Here is a 16,608-nt window from a genome sequence, read left to right as displayed (position 1 = left end):
TAACACAATCAAAACATATGAAAGGCCGCATTTTAACCATTTTAGCAATTGTATTAATACTGGTAATAACCGGTGTAGTTTATTACCGGTATTATTTTGTTTTTGGCGAAGGCACCAAGGCCGGTACCATGAACTATTTTGTTAAAAAAGGCTACATGTTTAAAACCTACGAAGGCAGGCTGATACAAAGTGGGATCCGTTCGCAAACGCAGGGAAATATATCATCAAACGAGTTTATGTTTTCGGTAACTGATGAGAAGGTGGCCGATAAACTTAACCACAGCGCCGGGGCCATGCTTGAACTGCATTATAAAGAGTACCTGCATACCCTGCCATGGCGCGGAGTAAGCAACTTTGTGGTGGATAGTGTAATGTCAGTAAGGCCGGTATCGCCCATGGCCCCTTAATGGAGTAAGGATAGAAAGAGTAAAGACAAAGGACTATGCCGTTCTTTAAAGAGCAAAAGCGTTGTGGAAAACTTAAGAAGCATTCTATAATAGCGCCGTTAGGTGCTAAAGCTTTGTAGAAATCATTAGTTAAACATTTTAGCGTGCCATCGGTACGCAACATAACATGGTACCGTACCGATGGCACGGTATCTCTATTTACTTTATTTTTCTACAAAGCTTTAACCCCGCTGGGGTTTATTATTAAATAACGACATTGGGCTATTCGCACAATGGACACATCCTTATATCCCTCTTGAGAAGAAAATATTTTATAATAGCGCCGTTAGGTGCTAAAGCTTTGTAGAAATCATTAATTAAACATTTTAGCGTGCCATCGGTACGCTACCTGGCGTGGTTCCGTACCGATGGCACGGTATTGTTACCTGATTATTTTTCTACAAAGCTTTAACCCCGATGGGGTTTATCTTAAATAACGACGTTGGGCTGCAGGGGGTATTCGCGCACAAAGAACACATCCTTATATCCCTCTTGAGAAGAGAATATTTTATAAATAGCGCCGTTAGGTGCTAAAGCTTTGTAGAAATCATTAATTAAACATTTTAGCGTGCCATCGGTACGCTACCTGGCGTACCTGATTATTTTTCTACAAAGCTTTAACCCCGATGGGGTTTATCCTAACTTGATCAGTTGGCTTCACTTAACGGAATACTGCGACGGTTTATAACTACTTATCAGTTTTGCCGGAGTTTGGTACCAATATCTTGCTCAGGTTATATTGTCTTTCCTGCTCGTCATCGCCTTTTATGAGGCCTTTATTAAACAGGCCTTCTAAAATATTCCTCGCATTCTGCTGATGGGTCTCCACAGCGGTTTGCGGGTCAAATTCGGCTAGTTTGGCGGCCACTTCCGGGGTGGTAGCATACTCCAGCTGGGCAAGCGCGTATACTACATTATCTTGCAATGAAGCCGCTGCATCGTACTTATGCGGTACGTGCAGGGGCTTATATTCGTCTAAAAAATCCTGATCCGGATTATCCATAATTATGCTGTTTGTTTACTTGAATCGCGCAGGGATTTAATAGAATCATGTGCCATTTTTAACCCGTTCATGTGGTTGGTTAACAGGTTAACAACTTTTTCGTCCTCCCAAATCAATTCTTTATCATCCAAAGCCTTACGGTAAGCACTCTTGGCAACATCTTCACCATATTCACAGTCGGCTAATACAGAATGAGCATCTTTTTTAGTAAAGGCTGATTTAACATCCATCCAGGCATGGTAAAACTTACCCGAAAGCGTGGTACCATCAGCCGGCGAACCGCCCAATAAGTGAATATAGTCGTTCAATTCGTTAACATACCCTTTGCTTTGATCAATATAACCTTCAAAAATGTCTTTCAGAGACTGGTCTTCTGTGCCTTCAAGGGCTTTCTGATAGCCGGTAATACGATCATTATTTATTTTTATCAGATCGTTCAAAGCCGAGATCTGGTGTTGTATGTGCTGTAGTGTTCCCATGGCAATATCTTGTTTATTTTCTATCAGAAACAAGATATTGTAGTTAAATGTTTTAATTTCAGGGAAAATAGGCTTGTTTCAAGGGTATGCCGAGGCAGTTAGCAAAATAGACTCACCCGGTCTTTGCTTCGCTCGACCACCCTCTCTGCGCTGCGCGCAAAGAGGGTTTTAGCTCCATTAACTTTTCCCCTCTTTCCGATTGCGGAGAGAGGGGGAGACCAGCGTAGCGTAGTCGGGGTGAGTTACCGGCAAGGAGGTTACGACCTAACCCGCTATAGTTCGGCAATTCTTGACCTCCCCTATTACCTATGACATATTTGAGGATTTGGGGCATGCTGAGCTTGTCTTGTCATGGTGAGCCTGTCGAACCACATTGCGGGCAGGGCCTTTGCGCACGTCCTTCGACAAGCTCAGGATGACCCCGCAAATGTCATTTCCCCTTCAGAGGCCTCGGATTTTATACCTACCCCGTTCAGTATGACCGTTAACTATACAACTCCTGCTCTTCGGTATAATAGGTTTTTCGTCCGGCTTCTTTTACCAGGATCTCCGCGCCGGTTGGGCTTTGTTTCTTTTTGGAGTTATGGATCAGCATAAAATCGCGTACCTCCCCGGCAATAATATCAGGGTTTGATTTGATGATCTGTTCTTCGGCATGTTTCAATACAGAGTGGATAGATTTCAGCAGCTCCTTAACCTTATCATCAGGTATTTTATTACTCGCCGAAAATGGCGATATACGGGCATCCCATAAAATTTCATCGGCATAAGCGTTACCAATACCCCGAATTATCTTTTGATCGAGCAGAACGGTTTTAACATTTGTTTTTGTTTTGCCCAGCTTTTGCTTCAAATACTCCAGATCTGCCGCGTCGGCATCGGGCGCGTCTTTATCGGCCGGGTTAAGGGTTGGGTTGGCAATCCCCTGAAAATCTGTTAACACAAGGCCGGTATCATCAGTAAAAAGTATTTCAATAATACTGTACTTGTTTTCGTTTTTGCCTTCAAACAAAAAAAGTTTGCCATGCAGCATCAGGTGCAATGCTAAAATATCACCCTTGCTAAATTTAAAGTAAAGCTCCTTCCCATCACGATAAACAGAACTGAGTTTTTGACCTTGCAACGTATCCTGCAGCACTGCATGTGTAACATTTAATTTGGGTGCTTTATGCACGATAACTTCTTTGACGGTTTTACCGCTCAGCCTTTTATCAAGGTTGCGGCTAAATACTTGCAGGTCGGGTAGTTCGGGCATGGTGTATAATTTTTATATTGTCGAATGTAAAAGCTTAGTGCATATCAAACAATAGTAATTAATAAAAGTTATCAACCAATTGATACTTTCCCCCGTATAGTTTAAACGGAGTATTTATTGCCGAACCAAAAATTAATTAAATGCCATTTATAGCATCAATATCTAAAATTGACCTTCCCGACAGGGTTGTGCAACAAGAAGTAAAGGAACAGGCCCGCGCAATGTTCTCGGTAGATTTTCCGCAGGTTGACAGGCTGATACAAGCTTTTGACAACACCGGCATAGTTACCCGTAACTTTGTTAAACCCTTAAGTTATTACGCCGAAACCACCACGTTTAAGCAGCGTAATGATGAATACATAAGGCTGGCATTACAATATTCTGTAGATGCTGTTAATGAGGTTATTGCGAAGGCCGGGGTTGATAAAAACGATATAACCGATATTCTTTTCGTGTCAACAACAGGGCTGGCTACGCCAAGTATGGATGCGCTTATTATAAACCAGCTACAATTAAGTCCGCATATTAACCGCACACCTGTTTGGGGCTTAGGCTGCGCAGGCGGGGTATCAGGCATGGCTAAGGCAAACATGGCTGCAAAGGCTAACCCCAATGCTGTTGTGCTGCTGGTAGCGGTAGAACTGTGCTCATTAACACTCATAAAAAGTGATTACAGCAAAAGTAATTTCATTGGTTCCAGTTTGTTCTCTGATGGGATAGCGGCCTGTATTGTTAAAGGCGATAACCATGCTGCACCCGCAAAACAAATAACTTTTGAGGCGGCAAGCAGTAAGCTGTATTTTGATTCGCTTGAGGTAATGGGCTGGCAATTTCAAGAGGATGGTTTTAAGGTAGTTTTCTCAAAAGACATTCCTACATTTATTCATACCAATATTAAGGCGGATATAAGCGAGTTCCTGGGCAAGCATGGCTTGGAACTGAGCGACATTAAGAACTTTATCTTTCATCCCGGAGGGAAAAAAGTATTGGATGCTTATGTGGATGCCCTGCAGGTTGATGGTGATTTTTTAAAGTACACCCGCGAGGTTATGAATGATAATGGCAATATGAGCAGCGTAACGGTTTTATATGTGCTTGAAAAATTCATGACCGAAGGTTATAATGACGGTTACGGATTAATGCTGGCCATGGGGCCGGGCTTTAGCAGTGAAATGATCCTTTTAAAAATGCAAAACTAAACCGATGACCTTTATATTTTTTATCAGCTTCCTGATCATTCAGCGTTTATCTGAGTTATACGTATCATCAAAAAACGAAAAATGGCTGCTCAAAAACGGCGCTATTGAATATGGGAAAGAACATTACCCCTACATTGTGCTGCTGCATACGCTTTTTATTATATCGCTGATAACAGAATATATTTGGCGCACAGATGCCGGGGTGAACTATTTTTTTATCATACTATTTTTCGTCCTCATTGTTATTAAAGTTATTGTAATATCAACCCTGGGCCATTATTGGAATACTAAAATTTATAAAGTGCCGGGTACACGCCCTGTTGCTACCGGCATTTACAAATACGTAAAGCATCCAAACTACATTATTGTTATTTGTGAAATAGCTATTATCCCGCTGGCTTTTCACCTGTATTATACGGCTGTTGCGTTCACCATACTTAACGCTATAATGCTTACCGTGCGCATCAAAAAAGAGAACGAGGTTTTAGCGATGTGATAGAGATTTTAAATAATTTGTATATTTGATATATGGTAAGAACAATTTTAAAACCAGATAATCAAAGTGTTTTACTCAAAGTGCCTAAAAACTTTATAGGTAAACGGGTAGAAATTATCGCTTTTACTATTGACGAGACCGAAACTAAAGAAGTGGTTTTAGATGAAATACAAACCCACCACGCAAGTGAAAAAACTTTAGCTAAAGATTGGCTTACCCCTGACGAGGATATTGCATGGCAAAATTTATAAAAGGAGACGTAGTTGTAATTCCTTTTCCATTTTCTGATCTGTCAGGTTCAAAAAGAAGGCCAGCATTAGTTTTAGCAGATTTACCTGGGGATGATATAATACTTTGTCAGATCACAAGCCAGCAAAACGCAGATGCAGCAAAGCTATTTTAAAACGCTTTTTCATAACTCATTTGATACTTTTAAGGTATTTGACAACCTGAACGTTAACGAAACGGGCAATACCCTTTCAAATGCTCCTAAAACCATCTGGCAAATACTTAACCACTTAACCGCCTGGCAAGGCCATCAACTTAACCAGATAAAAGATATTGGCCAGGTAACTGATATAGATGAAGAAGCGACCTGGGTAAACGCTGGTAACGCTACTAATCAGGATGAGCTTAACAGTGAAGTTGTTCTTTTTAAAGAGCAGCTATCCCAATTAAAAAGCGGAATAGAGAAGTTTGATATAGCCGATAATGATATTGTGTTAAAATTAAAGTTGATTCAGGATCTGTCGGTACATTTATCCTTCCATATAGGCGAAGTAATTTTGATGCGACGCATGGCTGGTACCTACCCCTTGCCACATGAAATGAAAGCTTTTTTGAGTTAAACCACCGCAATTATTTTGCATAAAGAAAATGCAAAGTTGCAGCCAGTATAATAAACGGTATAAAAATAGAAACAATTACTAAATACCCATTCAATACATATTGATTGTACGACTCCCGATCTTTCCATCGTTCAGAAAAACTCCAGTACATTCCTTTATATCGATATCTATTAAAAATATAACATATAATAAATATTGAAGCACATTCAATTCGAAGGATATTTTTAGGTATTTTAAATTCATTGTAGGAAATAAAAAGTTTATAAGGTATGATCAAAATAGTGGCTACTAATAAACTATGAATCACTGCAAGAATTACCAAAGCTCTCTCCGCATCTATGCCATCTTTTTTATAAAAACGTTTAGCTATTCTGTAAAAAATATAATCAAAAATCACCATCATATCGGGTAAACGGGCATTCATTAAGCGTAGTGGATTATATGTCAATTACCCATCTTATTTCAGGCTTATTATAATGCTACAATAATAGAAACTTATTTTGCTTTGTGTTCAAAAAATCACTATCCAGTCGGTACATTTATCCTTCCACGTTGGCGAAGTAATTTTAATGCGACGCATGGCTGGTACCTACCCCTTGCCGCACGAAATGAAAGCTTTTTTGAGTTGAGTAATAAACATTTTACGAGCCTTTGGTGAGAAAAACCTTCTCAAAACCTATCTTGCCAAAAAAACAAAGCATGAGCGTTAAAACTATTTTATCATTGGCGATAGTAGTTGTACTATCCTCATTTACACCAGATACAGATATTATTGGCGAGTGGAAACTTGACCAAAAGACGGTTGATAAAACGGTGAAGGGGGCTATAGAGCGGGTGGATAAGGCAAACCCGGCCATGGCATCACAAGTAGATAATAATAAAGAAGTGGTAGTGGAGATGGTGCAAGCTTTAAGAATGAACTTCAAGGCCGATCATACTTTCAATATGCAATCAAAAGAACGTAAACAAAGCGGTAAGTGGAACTTTATTAATAACGGGCATGAACTGCGAATAATCTCCACTGACGGTAAATTACGCAAAGATTCTGTTTTGGAAATTACCGCCACCCGCATGGTGCTCATTAACAAAAAACTGTCTGATACCATAGTTTATATTCGCCCTTAATTCTCCCGGTATATGAAAATAAGGCGATAAGGCTATTTTCTTCAATTCACAAAAGATGATGGCAGCATCCGTAAAGATAGCGTGCTTGAAATAACAGCAACAAGCGGCTTATTTCTGCGTCAGCAATTCTATCTTCTTCAGCAGTTCATCCATTTCAAAGGGTTTTGCCAAAAAATCGTCGGCACCGGCGGCCAGGGCCGATTCTTTGATATCCCGACTGGCCGATATCATTATTACAGGGATATTTTTGGTGATATCTCCGCTTTTTAACCTTTTGCAAATATCCCTGCCATCTTCACCGCTCATCCATATATCAAGCAGAAGCAGATCAGGCAGTTCTTCCTGCATATCCAGCACGGTTGATCCATCAACTGTAGTGGTAACTGCATAGCCCTCAAATTCAAGCAGCATTCCCACAGCATCCACAATTCCCGGATCATCGTCCGCTATCATTATTTTTTTTCGCTTCATCATTATAACAGTTTGGATACTAAAACCGCGGGCAGGTTTAACTGATAATTAATTTTTAACATTTGTTTCTGGTATGTTGTCATTATTAACCGGTAACGTAAAGCAAAAGGTAGATCCTTTCCCCTCAATACTGTTTACCCACATTTTGCCGCCTTCGCGCCTTATTATTTCATTTGAAATGTATAATCCTAACCCTAAACCCGGGAAAGTATGCTGTTTGTTTCCGCTAACGCGATAAAACTGTTCAAACACCTTGCTCTTCTTATCATCGGGTATGCCAATACCAAAATCCTGCACACAAACGATAACTTCATTACTCTCCTTTTTTGTGCTGATAATAATACGGTTGGAGTGTGGCGAATATTTTACAGCATTGGTTATCAGGTTGGTTATTACCTGGCCAATACGGTCTTTATCAGAATAAATTTTTCCTGTATCCTCAAAATCCATCACCAAAATATGCTTATTGGTAGTGTGCTGCAGATCCATAATGTTTTCTTGTATGGCTTTATTAAAATCAAACCAGGTTTTGTTAAACAGTATCTTGCCCGAGTTTATCTTGGTCACATCCAGCAGATCGCCTATTAAGTTGGTAAGCCTGTTCAGTTGTGAATCCATCTTCATAACCATTTCGGCCTTTTTCTCCTCGCCCTCTTTGCTTAGCATAGCACCCAGTACCTGGGCGTAAGCTTTTATACTGGTTACAGGTGTTTTCAACTCATGGCTTGCAATACCCAAAAAGTCGTCTTTTTGCCGCTGCATTTGCTTTTGCTCGTCAATATCGGTATTAATACCAAACCACTTTGCAATAGTGCCATCACTCATAAAGGGCAGGGCACGCGCCAAATGCCATTTATAGTCATCGTTTTTATCTTTCAGCCTAAACTCAAATTGATACAGTTCTCCTGTTTGTAATGATCGCGCCCACTTGGTAATGCATCCTTCCCTGTCATCAGGATGAACCAGATCCAGCCATTTAGGGCCAATGATCTCATTAACAGGCAGGCCAAAAAAATCTGTGGTTTGTTTATTCACATAATCCAGTTCGCCGGTTGGCTTAGCGGTCCATAGTTGTACCGGCATAAAATCGGTCACAAATTCAAACTGTCTTATCTGGTCATTTAACTCCGCATTTTTTAATTGCAGTTTAATATCAGTTTTAATGGTTTCGGTAACATCAGTGCAGGCACCCACGTAACCGGTAAAAACACCATTTATATGTTGGGGGTTACCCGTTGCTATGCACCAGCGAATACCCCCATCTTTACGCCTCAGCCTAAAGTCAACCTCATATGGGAGCCTTTTATTTAAAGCATTCAAAAATGTCTCTGCTGCACGTTCCTGGTCTTCGGGCAAAATACATTCCAGCCAGCCGGTGCCAAGTGTTTCCTCAAATGTTTGCCCCGTCCAATCCTGCCAGGTTTGGTTGGTATAAATAATCAGCCCCTTATCGTCAGACATCCACAATGCCGTTGGCGATGCGCTTGTAATGTTTTGCAGTAATGCATCTATCCGGGCAGAATCCGACCGTTCTTCAGTCTCTGCAAGCTTTTGGCGGGTAAGCACCAGTTCGGTAACATCTAAAGCTGTATTTAATATGCCCCAAACTTCGCCCTCATCATCTTTAAGCGGCTTATAGGTTAAATTAAAATAAAAGGCTTGCATGTGGCCATCAACCAAAAGGTCAACCCTTTCGCCATACGTCTCATAAGCAATACCAGTGGTGTATACATTATCTAAAAGCGTATAAAAAAGCTGGCCGTCCCGCTCGGCCAGTGCATCCTTCAACGTTTTGCCTATTATGGAATTATCCTTACCCCAAACATTTAACATTGCCTGGTTAGCCAGTTTAATTACCATTTCGCGGCCAATGTAAAGGCCCACCGGCCAAACAGACTCCTCTATAAGCACCTGGAAAATAGTATTGTTTTGTAGGTAATTCTGGTAACTGTGGTTATCCATTTGGGGGCAAAAAACTTTAATGTTCAGGTAGCAGCATCAGGGGCATGCTGTTATGTATATGCGAAATTAACATTACTAACTCATTAATTCGTATACCGCAACAAACATTAATTATAAATTATTAAAACAATTTTTAAAATAATATTTGCATCGTTATTAATAGTACATTTATCTACCTTTTTTTATACAACTTAGTTACTCTTGATTAATAATAATATGGAACCTTTTTTTAAACAGGTATCCCTTATTCCGCTAAATGACGAAGAGCGCCTAAGGAAATTATATAAGTACGAAATACTTGATACACCTGCCGATAAAACATTTGACAAAATAGCCATACTGGCCGCGCAAATATTTGATACTCCCAGCGCTTTTGTAAGTTTTGTTGACCATGACCGTGTATTTTTTAAAGCCAAAATAGGCACTGTTGACGGCCTTGATGAACTGCCCGAAGACACTATTGCCGCACTTGCTGTTTTAAGTGCCGATACTACCGTTTTTCATGATATACACCAGGTACCAACTTTGCAGAACACCCCATTGGTGGTGCCTGATAATGCCGTAAGGTTTTATGCCGGTGCGCCCATTAAAACTTTAGATGGTTACCATTTAGGTACTGTTAGCGTTGTTGATGCTATACCGCGTACCGCTACAGAAAAACAATTGGAAATGCTTAAGAACTTGTCAGAAATTATTGTTGACGAGCTTGAACTGCGTCAAACCACCCGCAATATTGTACGCGTACAAACCGATTTGATGAACATTGCGGTACATGACATTAAAAATCCGCTTACGGCTATCTCCCTTTATTCAACCTTGATAGAACAGCGGTCAACCGAGGAGCCGGTTAAGTCAATGGCTGGTAAAATATCTAATGCCGCTAAACGAATAATGGGCGATCTGGACGATTTACTCAGCCATGCACAAACCGATAATGGTAATATGATGCTTGAATTTGAGGAGGTCGATACTGCAAAACTGATCACTAAAGCGGTTAACAATTTGCAGGTACTGGCTAACCAAAAAAATCAAAGAATATTATTACAGCTAAACTGTTTAAAAACCGCCAAATTTGATAGCAGCCGCATACTGGAGGTTTTTGAGAACCTGCTGAGCAACGCTATTAAATACTCCAACCATAACACCTGGATCAATATTCTTACTAACGAGCAGGACGGCAACCTGATAGTTGAATTTCGCGATGAGGGACAAGGCCTTACTGCCGATGATATGCAAAAGCTTTTTACAAAATTTGCGCGCCTAAGCGCTATACCCACCAATAAAGAAACCAGTAACGGGCTGGGCCTATCTATAGCCAAGATCCTGGTAGAACTGCACAACGGCAAAATATGGGCCGAAAGTGAAGGGAAAAATATGGGAACTTCTTTCTTTGTATCCCTGCCGCTGCAACAAATTAATGCTTAAAAAGTGTTTGTAATTTTTTTATAATAAATTATTACAAATCAAACAAATACAATACTGCTTAGTTATTGGAAGATAATTTTAATAAGAAAACTTATTGATTAACGACCTAATTAAATGAGCAAATTTCAAAAAAAACCAAATAAAATAACTCATCCAAGTTTGCCAAAAACCTTAACAGGGATAAACGGACTGGATGAAATAACTGAAGGAGGATTGCCAACCGGCAGGCCCACCCTTATTTGCGGTGAAGCAGGTTGCGGTAAAACCCTAATGGCAATAGAATTTATTGTAAGGGGCGCGGTTGAGTTTAATGAGCCCGGTGTTTTTATAGCCTTTGAAGAAAAGAGCGATGAACTGGCCATGAATGTGGCGTCGCTTGGTTTCGACCTTAAAAAACTGCAAAAGGAGAATCTTTTAAAGATAGATCATGTACATGTTGACCGCAGCGAGATAGAAGAAACCGGCGAGTACGACCTTGAAGGATTATTTATACGCCTGGGGTATGCCATTGACAGCATTGGCGCTAAACGCGTGGTGCTTGATACACTTGAAAACCTGTTCGCGGGTTTAAGCAACCAGGGTGTTCTGCGTGCAGAGATCCGCCGGTTATTTACCTTTTTAAAAGATAAAGGTGTTACCGCCATTATTACCGGCGAACGCGGCGAAGGCGCTTCCCTCACCCGCCAGGGGTTGGAAGAATACGTATCAGACTGTGTTATTTTGCTTGACCACCGCGTTATCAACCAAATATCAACGCGCAGGCTGCGCATTATCAAATACCGTGGTACAGTTCATGGCACTAACGAATATCCTTTTCTGATAGATGAGGACGGTATATCGGTATTACCGGTTACTTCACTTAAAATGGCTAACAGCGTTTCTTCAGAGCGGATCTCAACCGGTATACCGGCTTTAGATGATATGCTGGGTGGCAAAGGCCTGTACCGTGGCGGCAGCGTTTTGGTATCAGGTACCGCTGGTACGGGTAAAACCAGTTTATCGGCATCCTTTGCCAATGAAACCTGTAACCGTGGTGAAAGGTGCGTGTACTTCGCAATGGAAGAATCGCCTAACCAGATCATTCGTAACATGCGCTCTATAGGTATTGACCTGAAAAAGCATATAGATAGCGGCCTGCTATACTTTAACGCGTCGAGGCCAAATTTATACGGGCTTGAAATGCACCTGGTAGCCATGCACAAATGCATCAAAAAATACAAGCCAAGCGTTGTGGTTATTGACCCTATTACTAATTTCATTAATATCGGGTCTGTAAGTGAGGTGAAGAACATGCTGGTGCGGATGATAGATTTCTTGCAGGAAGAGCAAATTTCTGTAATGTTTACCGCGTTATCCCTCAATACTATCGTTAACGAACAAACAGATGAAGGCGTTTCATCATTGGTTGATGCCTGGCTCCTGGTACGCGATATTGAATTTAACGGCGAACGTAACCGCGGCCTGTATGTAATGAAATCCCGCGGAATGAAGCACTCTAACCAGGTACGCGAATTTGTAATAACCGACAGCGGATTAAACCTGATAGAGGTGTACTTAGGCCCTGATGGCGTACTTACCGGCTCTGCAAGGCAGCAACAAATGCTGCTTGAAGAAACCGGCGCCGCTATACATTCGCAGGCAATAGGCCGTAAAGACCGCGAAATTATGCGTAAACGCAAGATGCTGGAAGCTAAAATTGCCACCCTAAACAGCGAGTATGAATCTGTTGAAGAAGAACTGAATAAATTTTACCTGGAAGAGGAACTTAAAAAACAAATATTAGCCAAAAGCCGTGCTGAAGTGATCAGGTTGAGAAAGGGCGAAGTGACTGAGGATGATAAGAAAGGCGATAAAGGATCCAAATGAAAAGAGTTGATAAAAAATGGGAATTGAGGCTGTATGTAGCCGGCAAAACCCCAAAATCAGTTACCGCATTAACAAACCTTAAAAAATATTGCGAAGAACATTTAAAAGGACAATACCGCATTGAGGTAATTGACCTGCTTGAGCAGCCGCAACTGGCTGAGGGTGACCAGATACTTGCTATTCCAACCCTTGTGCGCAAGGTGCCTGAACCTATCAGAAAGATCATTGGCGACCTCTCTAACGAAGAAAAGGTACTGGTTGGTCTGAACATTCGCCCTGCTTAATTGTATAATAAAGTAGATATGGCCGATCAGGAAGGGTTTTTAAAAGGTTACAAGAGTGATGCAATGGCAACAGAATACATACTGCGCTTATTTATTACCGGAGCTTCACCCAACTCTATCCGCGCCGTTGAAAATTTAAAAGCCCTTTGTGAAAAACATTTGGCCGGCAGGTACAAATTAGAAATAATTGACATCCATCAGCAAAGAGAGCTTGCCGAAAACGAAAATGTTATTGCCCTGCCATTACTGATCAAGAAATATCCCGGCCCCGAAAGGCGCATGATTGGTGATATGTCTGATACCGCGAGGGTCTTAAAAGGCTTAGGGCTGACTAATAATTAAAAATGGAACAGCAAAATTCAAATAATAGCTTAATTAGCGAGATTGAAGAACTGCGGTACCAACTGGAGGAGGCTCGTGATACCATCAATGCCATCAGAACCGGGCAGGTTGATGCCCTTGTTGTTAAGGATGATAACGGGCACCAGCTTTATACACTAAAAACTGCCGACCAAACCTATCGTGTCTTTATTGAGAAGATGAGTGAGGGCGCGGTCACTATTAATCGCGAAGGCATAATTTTATATTGTAATACCCGCTTTGCCCATATGGCTGCTACCCCGCTCGAAAAAACCATTGGGCAGCCATTATCATTTTTTGTGCCTGATGCATCAAAAAGCAAGCTTGAGAAAATTATTAATAGTAGCTGGAATCAAGATTGCCGTGAAGAGATCATGTTAAAAGATGGTGGCGGCAGGGATATGCATTGCCTGTTCTCCTGCAATACTATTGAGTTAGACGGCGGCCTTGCCCTCAGTATAATTATTACAGATTTAACTGTTTTAAAAAATACAGAACAAGAGCTGCAGGTAAGGAATTACCAGTTGGAAGAAGCACAAGCGGCTACCGAAAAACTTAATAACAATTTAGAAGCTACCGTAAGGCAACGCACACATGACCTGGTAATAAGCCGCGAGCATTTCAGGCTGCTTACCAACAACATTGTACAAATGACGTGGACCAACCTGCCAACAGGCGAGTTCACTTCGTACAACCAGCGCTGGTATGATTATACAGGCCTTACACTTGATGATGACCATGAAATTGTATGGGAAATGGTAGTTCACCCGGATGACCTGAAAAAAACGCTTGAGCTGTACAACAAATCCCTGCTAACCGGTGAATTGTTTGAGATAGAGAACCGCTACAAGCGCTATGACGGCGTTTACCGCTGGCACCTTAACCGTTCAAAACCGTTAAAAAATGACGCGGGCGATATTATTTTTTGGGTAGGCACCGCTACTGACATTGAAGACCAGAAACAGGAAATGGAACGTAAGGACGAATTCATTGGTATTGCCAGCCATGAATTAAAAACTCCCCTAACCAGTTTAAAAGGTTATTTGCAATTAATAGCCGGCTATAAAAAGGAAGAGCTCCCTCCCATAGTTAGGCAATATGTAACCAAAGCGAGTACATCAATTAACAGGCTGCAAAGTTTAATTAATGACCTGCTTGATGTTAGCAAGATAAAAGCGGGCCGTTTAGAGTACGCCCTGGGCAGTGTAAATATATCAGACCTTTTGAACCAGTGTATTGAAAATGCCCGGCATATAAACCCGGCATATATTTTTGATAGTAAGCTGGATAACGACTACATTATTAAAGGCAATCATGAACGCTTAGAACAGGTTTTAATGAACCTTATTAACAATGCGGTAAAATATTCGCCGGTTAATAAAACGGTTATTATAACTTCCCAACAAGTTGGTAACTATGTACGTGTTGAGGTTATTGACAGCGGCATTGGCTTATCACCCGATCAAAAAGATAAAATTTTTGATCGTTTTTACCGAGTTGCAGATAAACTGAACATGACCAGCGGGCTGGGCATGGGCTTATACATATCTAAAGAGATCATCAATAATCATGATGGCATTATTGGTGTTGAAAGCGAAATGGGGCAAGGTTCTACCTTTTACTTCGAGTTGCCTTTAGGCAGATAATTTTATACCCAACTCCTTTTTATCGGTGTTTTGCTGGGCTAACGTTTGCCATGCAATGTAATAAAGAGGTATCAGCATTAACAGGTCTACAGCGTGAGCTATCAGTTCAATTCTTAATATTCGTGATACAGGGAATAAAATTCCGCCGAGTGATAATAATACACCGGCCCATAAGGCTGCCGCTTTGGTACGAACCAGTACAATCCCCAGTACAAAAATGCTCAGCGGGAACAGCGGCCCCCCTATCCAGAAAATAAGGTTGGCTATTATTGGGTGCCGGCCCAGTTCCTGCAACATACGCTGATGCGAAATTTGAAACATATCGGCAAACAGATCTTGTAAGCCAAAAGCCACGCCTCCGCATGCGCAGCCATAAACCGCCAAAAATTTCCCCCAGGCTGCATAGGCCGGTGTTTTAGCCTTAATGGCATCAAACAATCCGTTGAATACAAATATCCAAAAAACACTGCCAATTACAATCAATGTGCCGCCGGTTGCATTATACCGGCCATTATCCAGCCAAAAAAAACTCGACAACGTATAAAACAGCGGGCCAAGTATCAGCGATGTTATGTATAGTTTCTTTTCCATTACGGCTTGGGTTTATTAGAGGCTTTGGTGGTTATGACGCGGAAATAACCAGGCGGGTTACAGCCCCCTAATTGAAGTATTACCGTTTAACCTTGCAGGTAAATTAAATAGTGCTGATATTGGCAATATTCAGCTTAACAAATTATGACCGATACATCAAACGGAAATGTAACGCTTACAACCAGTGCCGATGGCATTGCTACCATCAGTTTTTATCATCCTGCACAAAATTCATTACCGGCAGGTTTACTGCGCAAGCTTACCGACACTATTGAGACCGCTGGTTACAACACCGAAACCCGTATTATCGTATTAAAGAGCGAGGGCGACCGTACTTTTTGCGCCGGTGCAAGTTTTGACGAACTGCTGCTGATAAAAGATAAGCAAGCCGGTGCCGAATTTTTTTCGGGCTTTGCCAATGTAATTAACGCGTGCCGTAAATCGCCAAAAATAATAATAGCCCGCATACAGGGTAAGGCAGTAGGCGGCGGTGTAGGTTTAGCCGCAGCAGCTGATTATTGCCTGGCTACAGAAGCCGCATCCATTAAATTAAGTGAACTGGCCATAGGGATAGGCCCGTTTGTAATATCTCCGGCGGTGATACGTAAGATAGGTTTGCCGGCATTTTCGCAGCTTACCATCCGCGCAGTTGATTTCCAAACCGCGCAATGGGCTAAAGAAAAGGGTTTATATAATGAGGTTTATGCTGATATTTTATCAATGGATAAAGAGTTAACGTCGCTTACTCAAAAGCTTGCCTCCTATCATCCGCAGGCTTTAGTTGGCCTCAAACAAATACTTTGGGAGGGTACCGGGAATTGGGACCAGCTATTAACGGAACGTGCTGCTACAAGCGGCGAATTAGTACTATCTGAGTTTACGCAGCATGCGTTAAATAGTTTTTTAAAGAAGTAAGTAACTCATTTTTATAACTGTCATTGCGAGCGATAGCATGGCAATCTCGTCGCATGATAAGCGGTAATGCATTGGCTACGGGATTGCTTTGTCGTTTCACTCCTCGCAATTGTAAGGGTTTAGTAATTCGGTAACAGAATCAGGTGTTTTTATTTGTTGTTTAAGGTGACCATATCGATAGGTTTTTTGCCATTGATTCCCTGGTGAGGCCGTTCCCAGTTGTAGTAGACCAGGTAT

20 protein-coding genes are annotated in these 16,608 nt (G+C 41.4%); 13 read left to right on the top strand and 7 right to left on the bottom strand.

Annotated features, from left to right (window positions below):
- The first annotated feature begins 17 nt into the window (after positions 1-17).
- Positions 18-407: a hypothetical protein gene (locus WC743_RS08940; protein ID WP_373011587.1), complete on the top strand. Its 390-nt coding sequence runs from the start codon at positions 18-20 to the stop codon at positions 405-407.
- 727 nt (positions 408-1,134) lie between these two features.
- Here the strand turns inward: WC743_RS08940 and WC743_RS08935 are convergent.
- From WC743_RS08935 to WC743_RS08925, 3 genes are all read right to left on the bottom strand, one after another.
- Positions 1,135-1,449 (bottom strand): hypothetical protein, encoded by a 315-nt coding sequence (locus WC743_RS08935; RefSeq protein ID WP_373011586.1) that lies wholly within the window; start codon positions 1,447-1,449, stop codon positions 1,135-1,137.
- Positions 1,450-1,451: 2 nt separating this feature from the next.
- On the bottom strand, positions 1,452-1,928 hold the full coding sequence (locus tag WC743_RS08930) for a PA2169 family four-helix-bundle protein (protein ID WP_373011585.1): 477 nt from the start codon (positions 1,926-1,928) through the stop codon (positions 1,452-1,454).
- A gap of 484 nt (positions 1,929-2,412) precedes the next feature.
- On the bottom strand, positions 2,413-3,183 hold the full coding sequence (locus tag WC743_RS08925; RefSeq protein WP_373011584.1) for a DNA-formamidopyrimidine glycosylase family protein: 771 nt from the start codon (positions 3,181-3,183) through the stop codon (positions 2,413-2,415).
- A 140-nt stretch (positions 3,184-3,323) separates the two neighbouring features.
- On the opposite strand from WC743_RS08925, the gene WC743_RS08920 reads away from it, so the two are divergent.
- The 5 genes from WC743_RS08920 to WC743_RS08900 are packed head-to-tail and all read left to right on the top strand — an operon-like array spanning position 3,324 to position 5,726.
- Positions 3,324-4,382 (top strand): type III polyketide synthase, encoded by a 1,059-nt coding sequence (locus WC743_RS08920; RefSeq protein WP_373011583.1) that lies wholly within the window; start codon positions 3,324-3,326, stop codon positions 4,380-4,382.
- A gap of 4 nt (positions 4,383-4,386) precedes the next feature.
- Positions 4,387-4,878, top strand: a complete 492-nt coding sequence (locus tag WC743_RS08915; RefSeq protein WP_373011582.1) for an isoprenylcysteine carboxyl methyltransferase family protein — start codon at positions 4,387-4,389, stop codon at positions 4,876-4,878.
- Between the two features lie 32 nt (positions 4,879-4,910).
- Complete coding sequence (locus tag WC743_RS08910) at positions 4,911-5,129, top strand: hypothetical protein (RefSeq protein WP_373011581.1); 219 nt, start codon at positions 4,911-4,913, stop codon at positions 5,127-5,129.
- Positions 5,114-5,281, top strand: coding sequence for a hypothetical protein (locus WC743_RS08905; RefSeq protein ID WP_373011580.1), 168 nt, complete (start codon positions 5,114-5,116; stop codon positions 5,279-5,281). The genes WC743_RS08910 and WC743_RS08905 overlap by 16 nt, the downstream gene beginning before the upstream one ends.
- Positions 5,262-5,726 (top strand): hypothetical protein, encoded by a 465-nt coding sequence (locus WC743_RS08900; RefSeq protein WP_373011579.1) that lies wholly within the window; start codon positions 5,262-5,264, stop codon positions 5,724-5,726. The genes WC743_RS08905 and WC743_RS08900 overlap by 20 nt, the downstream gene beginning before the upstream one ends.
- Positions 5,727-5,736: 10 nt before the next feature.
- Here WC743_RS08900 and WC743_RS08895 read toward each other — a convergent pair whose 3' ends face one another.
- Complete coding sequence (locus WC743_RS08895) at positions 5,737-6,150, bottom strand: hypothetical protein (RefSeq protein WP_373011578.1); 414 nt, start codon at positions 6,148-6,150, stop codon at positions 5,737-5,739.
- A 275-nt stretch (positions 6,151-6,425) separates the two neighbouring features.
- Between WC743_RS08895 and WC743_RS08890 the strand changes: the two genes are divergently transcribed.
- Positions 6,426-6,851 carry a lipocalin family protein gene (locus tag WC743_RS08890; RefSeq protein WP_373011577.1) on the top strand — a complete coding sequence of 142 codons (426 nt, stop codon included), beginning with the start codon at positions 6,426-6,428 and terminating at the stop codon, positions 6,849-6,851.
- 108 nt (positions 6,852-6,959) lie between these two features.
- Here WC743_RS08890 and WC743_RS08885 read toward each other — a convergent pair whose 3' ends face one another.
- Positions 6,960-7,325: a response regulator transcription factor gene (locus WC743_RS08885; RefSeq protein ID WP_373011575.1), complete on the bottom strand. Its 366-nt coding sequence runs from the start codon at positions 7,323-7,325 to the stop codon at positions 6,960-6,962.
- A 45-nt stretch (positions 7,326-7,370) separates the two neighbouring features.
- A complete protein-coding gene (locus WC743_RS08880) occupies positions 7,371-9,284 on the bottom strand; it encodes a PAS domain-containing protein (RefSeq protein WP_373011574.1) in 1,914 nt (637 codons plus the stop codon).
- Between the two features lie 216 nt (positions 9,285-9,500).
- Between WC743_RS08880 and WC743_RS08875 the strand changes: the two genes are divergently transcribed.
- The 5 genes from WC743_RS08875 to WC743_RS08855 all read left to right on the top strand — a co-directional run bounded on the left by WC743_RS08875 (position 9,501) and on the right by WC743_RS08855 (position 14,865).
- A complete protein-coding gene (locus WC743_RS08875; protein ID WP_373011573.1) occupies positions 9,501-10,709 on the top strand; it encodes an ATP-binding protein in 1,209 nt (402 codons plus the stop codon).
- A 114-nt stretch (positions 10,710-10,823) separates the two neighbouring features.
- Positions 10,824-12,575, top strand: a complete 1,752-nt coding sequence (gene kaiC / locus WC743_RS08870) for a circadian clock protein KaiC (protein ID WP_373011572.1) — start codon at positions 10,824-10,826, stop codon at positions 12,573-12,575.
- Positions 12,572-12,859: a circadian clock KaiB family protein gene (locus tag WC743_RS08865; protein WP_373011571.1), complete on the top strand. Its 288-nt coding sequence runs from the start codon at positions 12,572-12,574 to the stop codon at positions 12,857-12,859. Before kaiC ends, WC743_RS08865 begins: the two co-directional genes overlap by 4 nt.
- Complete coding sequence (locus WC743_RS08860; protein WP_373011570.1) at positions 12,860-13,201, top strand: circadian clock KaiB family protein; 342 nt, start codon at positions 12,860-12,862, stop codon at positions 13,199-13,201.
- Positions 13,202-13,203: 2 nt separating this feature from the next.
- Complete coding sequence (locus WC743_RS08855; protein WP_373011569.1) at positions 13,204-14,865, top strand: ATP-binding protein; 1,662 nt, start codon at positions 13,204-13,206, stop codon at positions 14,863-14,865.
- Here the strand turns inward: WC743_RS08855 and WC743_RS08850 are convergent.
- Positions 14,854-15,456 (bottom strand): hypothetical protein, encoded by a 603-nt coding sequence (locus WC743_RS08850; protein ID WP_373011568.1) that lies wholly within the window; start codon positions 15,454-15,456, stop codon positions 14,854-14,856. The genes WC743_RS08855 and WC743_RS08850 overlap by 12 nt on opposite strands.
- Positions 15,457-15,600: 144 nt before the next feature.
- Between WC743_RS08850 and WC743_RS08845 the strand changes: the two genes are divergently transcribed.
- On the top strand, positions 15,601-16,371 hold the full coding sequence (locus WC743_RS08845) for an enoyl-CoA hydratase/isomerase family protein (protein ID WP_373011567.1): 771 nt from the start codon (positions 15,601-15,603) through the stop codon (positions 16,369-16,371).
- Positions 16,372-16,608: the final 237 nt, after the last annotated feature.

Origin of the sequence: Mucilaginibacter sp., from assembly GCF_041660805.1 — a bacterium.
Lineage (GTDB): Bacteria > Bacteroidota > Bacteroidia > Sphingobacteriales > Sphingobacteriaceae > Mucilaginibacter.
This window is presented reverse-complemented; position numbering and strand designations above follow the sequence as displayed.

Bases quoted from the DNA above. Each gene is read 5' to 3' on its own strand.
- WC743_RS08940 (WP_373011587.1), top strand. From the start codon at position 18: ATGAAAGGCCGCATTTTAACCATTTTAGCAATTGTATTAATACTGGTA.
- WC743_RS08935 (WP_373011586.1), bottom strand. From the start codon at position 1,449: ATGGATAATCCGGATCAGGATTTTTTAGACGAATATAAGCCCCTGCAC.
- WC743_RS08930 (WP_373011585.1), bottom strand. From the start codon at position 1,928: ATGGGAACACTACAGCACATACAACACCAGATCTCGGCTTTGAACGAT.
- WC743_RS08925 (WP_373011584.1), bottom strand. From the start codon at position 3,183: ATGCCCGAACTACCCGACCTGCAAGTATTTAGCCGCAACCTTGATAAA.
- WC743_RS08920 (WP_373011583.1), top strand. From the start codon at position 3,324: ATGCCATTTATAGCATCAATATCTAAAATTGACCTTCCCGACAGGGTT.
- WC743_RS08915 (WP_373011582.1), top strand. From the start codon at position 4,387: ATGACCTTTATATTTTTTATCAGCTTCCTGATCATTCAGCGTTTATCT.
- WC743_RS08910 (WP_373011581.1), top strand. From the start codon at position 4,911: ATGGTAAGAACAATTTTAAAACCAGATAATCAAAGTGTTTTACTCAAA.
- WC743_RS08905 (WP_373011580.1), top strand. From the start codon at position 5,114: ATGGCAAAATTTATAAAAGGAGACGTAGTTGTAATTCCTTTTCCATTT.
- WC743_RS08900 (WP_373011579.1), top strand. From the start codon at position 5,262: ATGCAGCAAAGCTATTTTAAAACGCTTTTTCATAACTCATTTGATACT.
- WC743_RS08895 (WP_373011578.1), bottom strand. From the start codon at position 6,150: ATGAATGCCCGTTTACCCGATATGATGGTGATTTTTGATTATATTTTT.
- WC743_RS08890 (WP_373011577.1), top strand. From the start codon at position 6,426: ATGAGCGTTAAAACTATTTTATCATTGGCGATAGTAGTTGTACTATCC.
- WC743_RS08885 (WP_373011575.1), bottom strand. From the start codon at position 7,325: ATGATGAAGCGAAAAAAAATAATGATAGCGGACGATGATCCGGGAATT.
- WC743_RS08880 (WP_373011574.1), bottom strand. From the start codon at position 9,284: ATGGATAACCACAGTTACCAGAATTACCTACAAAACAATACTATTTTC.
- WC743_RS08875 (WP_373011573.1), top strand. From the start codon at position 9,501: ATGGAACCTTTTTTTAAACAGGTATCCCTTATTCCGCTAAATGACGAA.
- kaiC (WP_373011572.1), top strand. From the start codon at position 10,824: ATGAGCAAATTTCAAAAAAAACCAAATAAAATAACTCATCCAAGTTTG.
- WC743_RS08865 (WP_373011571.1), top strand. From the start codon at position 12,572: ATGAAAAGAGTTGATAAAAAATGGGAATTGAGGCTGTATGTAGCCGGC.
- WC743_RS08855 (WP_373011569.1), top strand. From the start codon at position 13,204: ATGGAACAGCAAAATTCAAATAATAGCTTAATTAGCGAGATTGAAGAA.
- WC743_RS08850 (WP_373011568.1), bottom strand. From the start codon at position 15,456: ATGGAAAAGAAACTATACATAACATCGCTGATACTTGGCCCGCTGTTT.
- WC743_RS08845 (WP_373011567.1), top strand. From the start codon at position 15,601: ATGACCGATACATCAAACGGAAATGTAACGCTTACAACCAGTGCCGAT.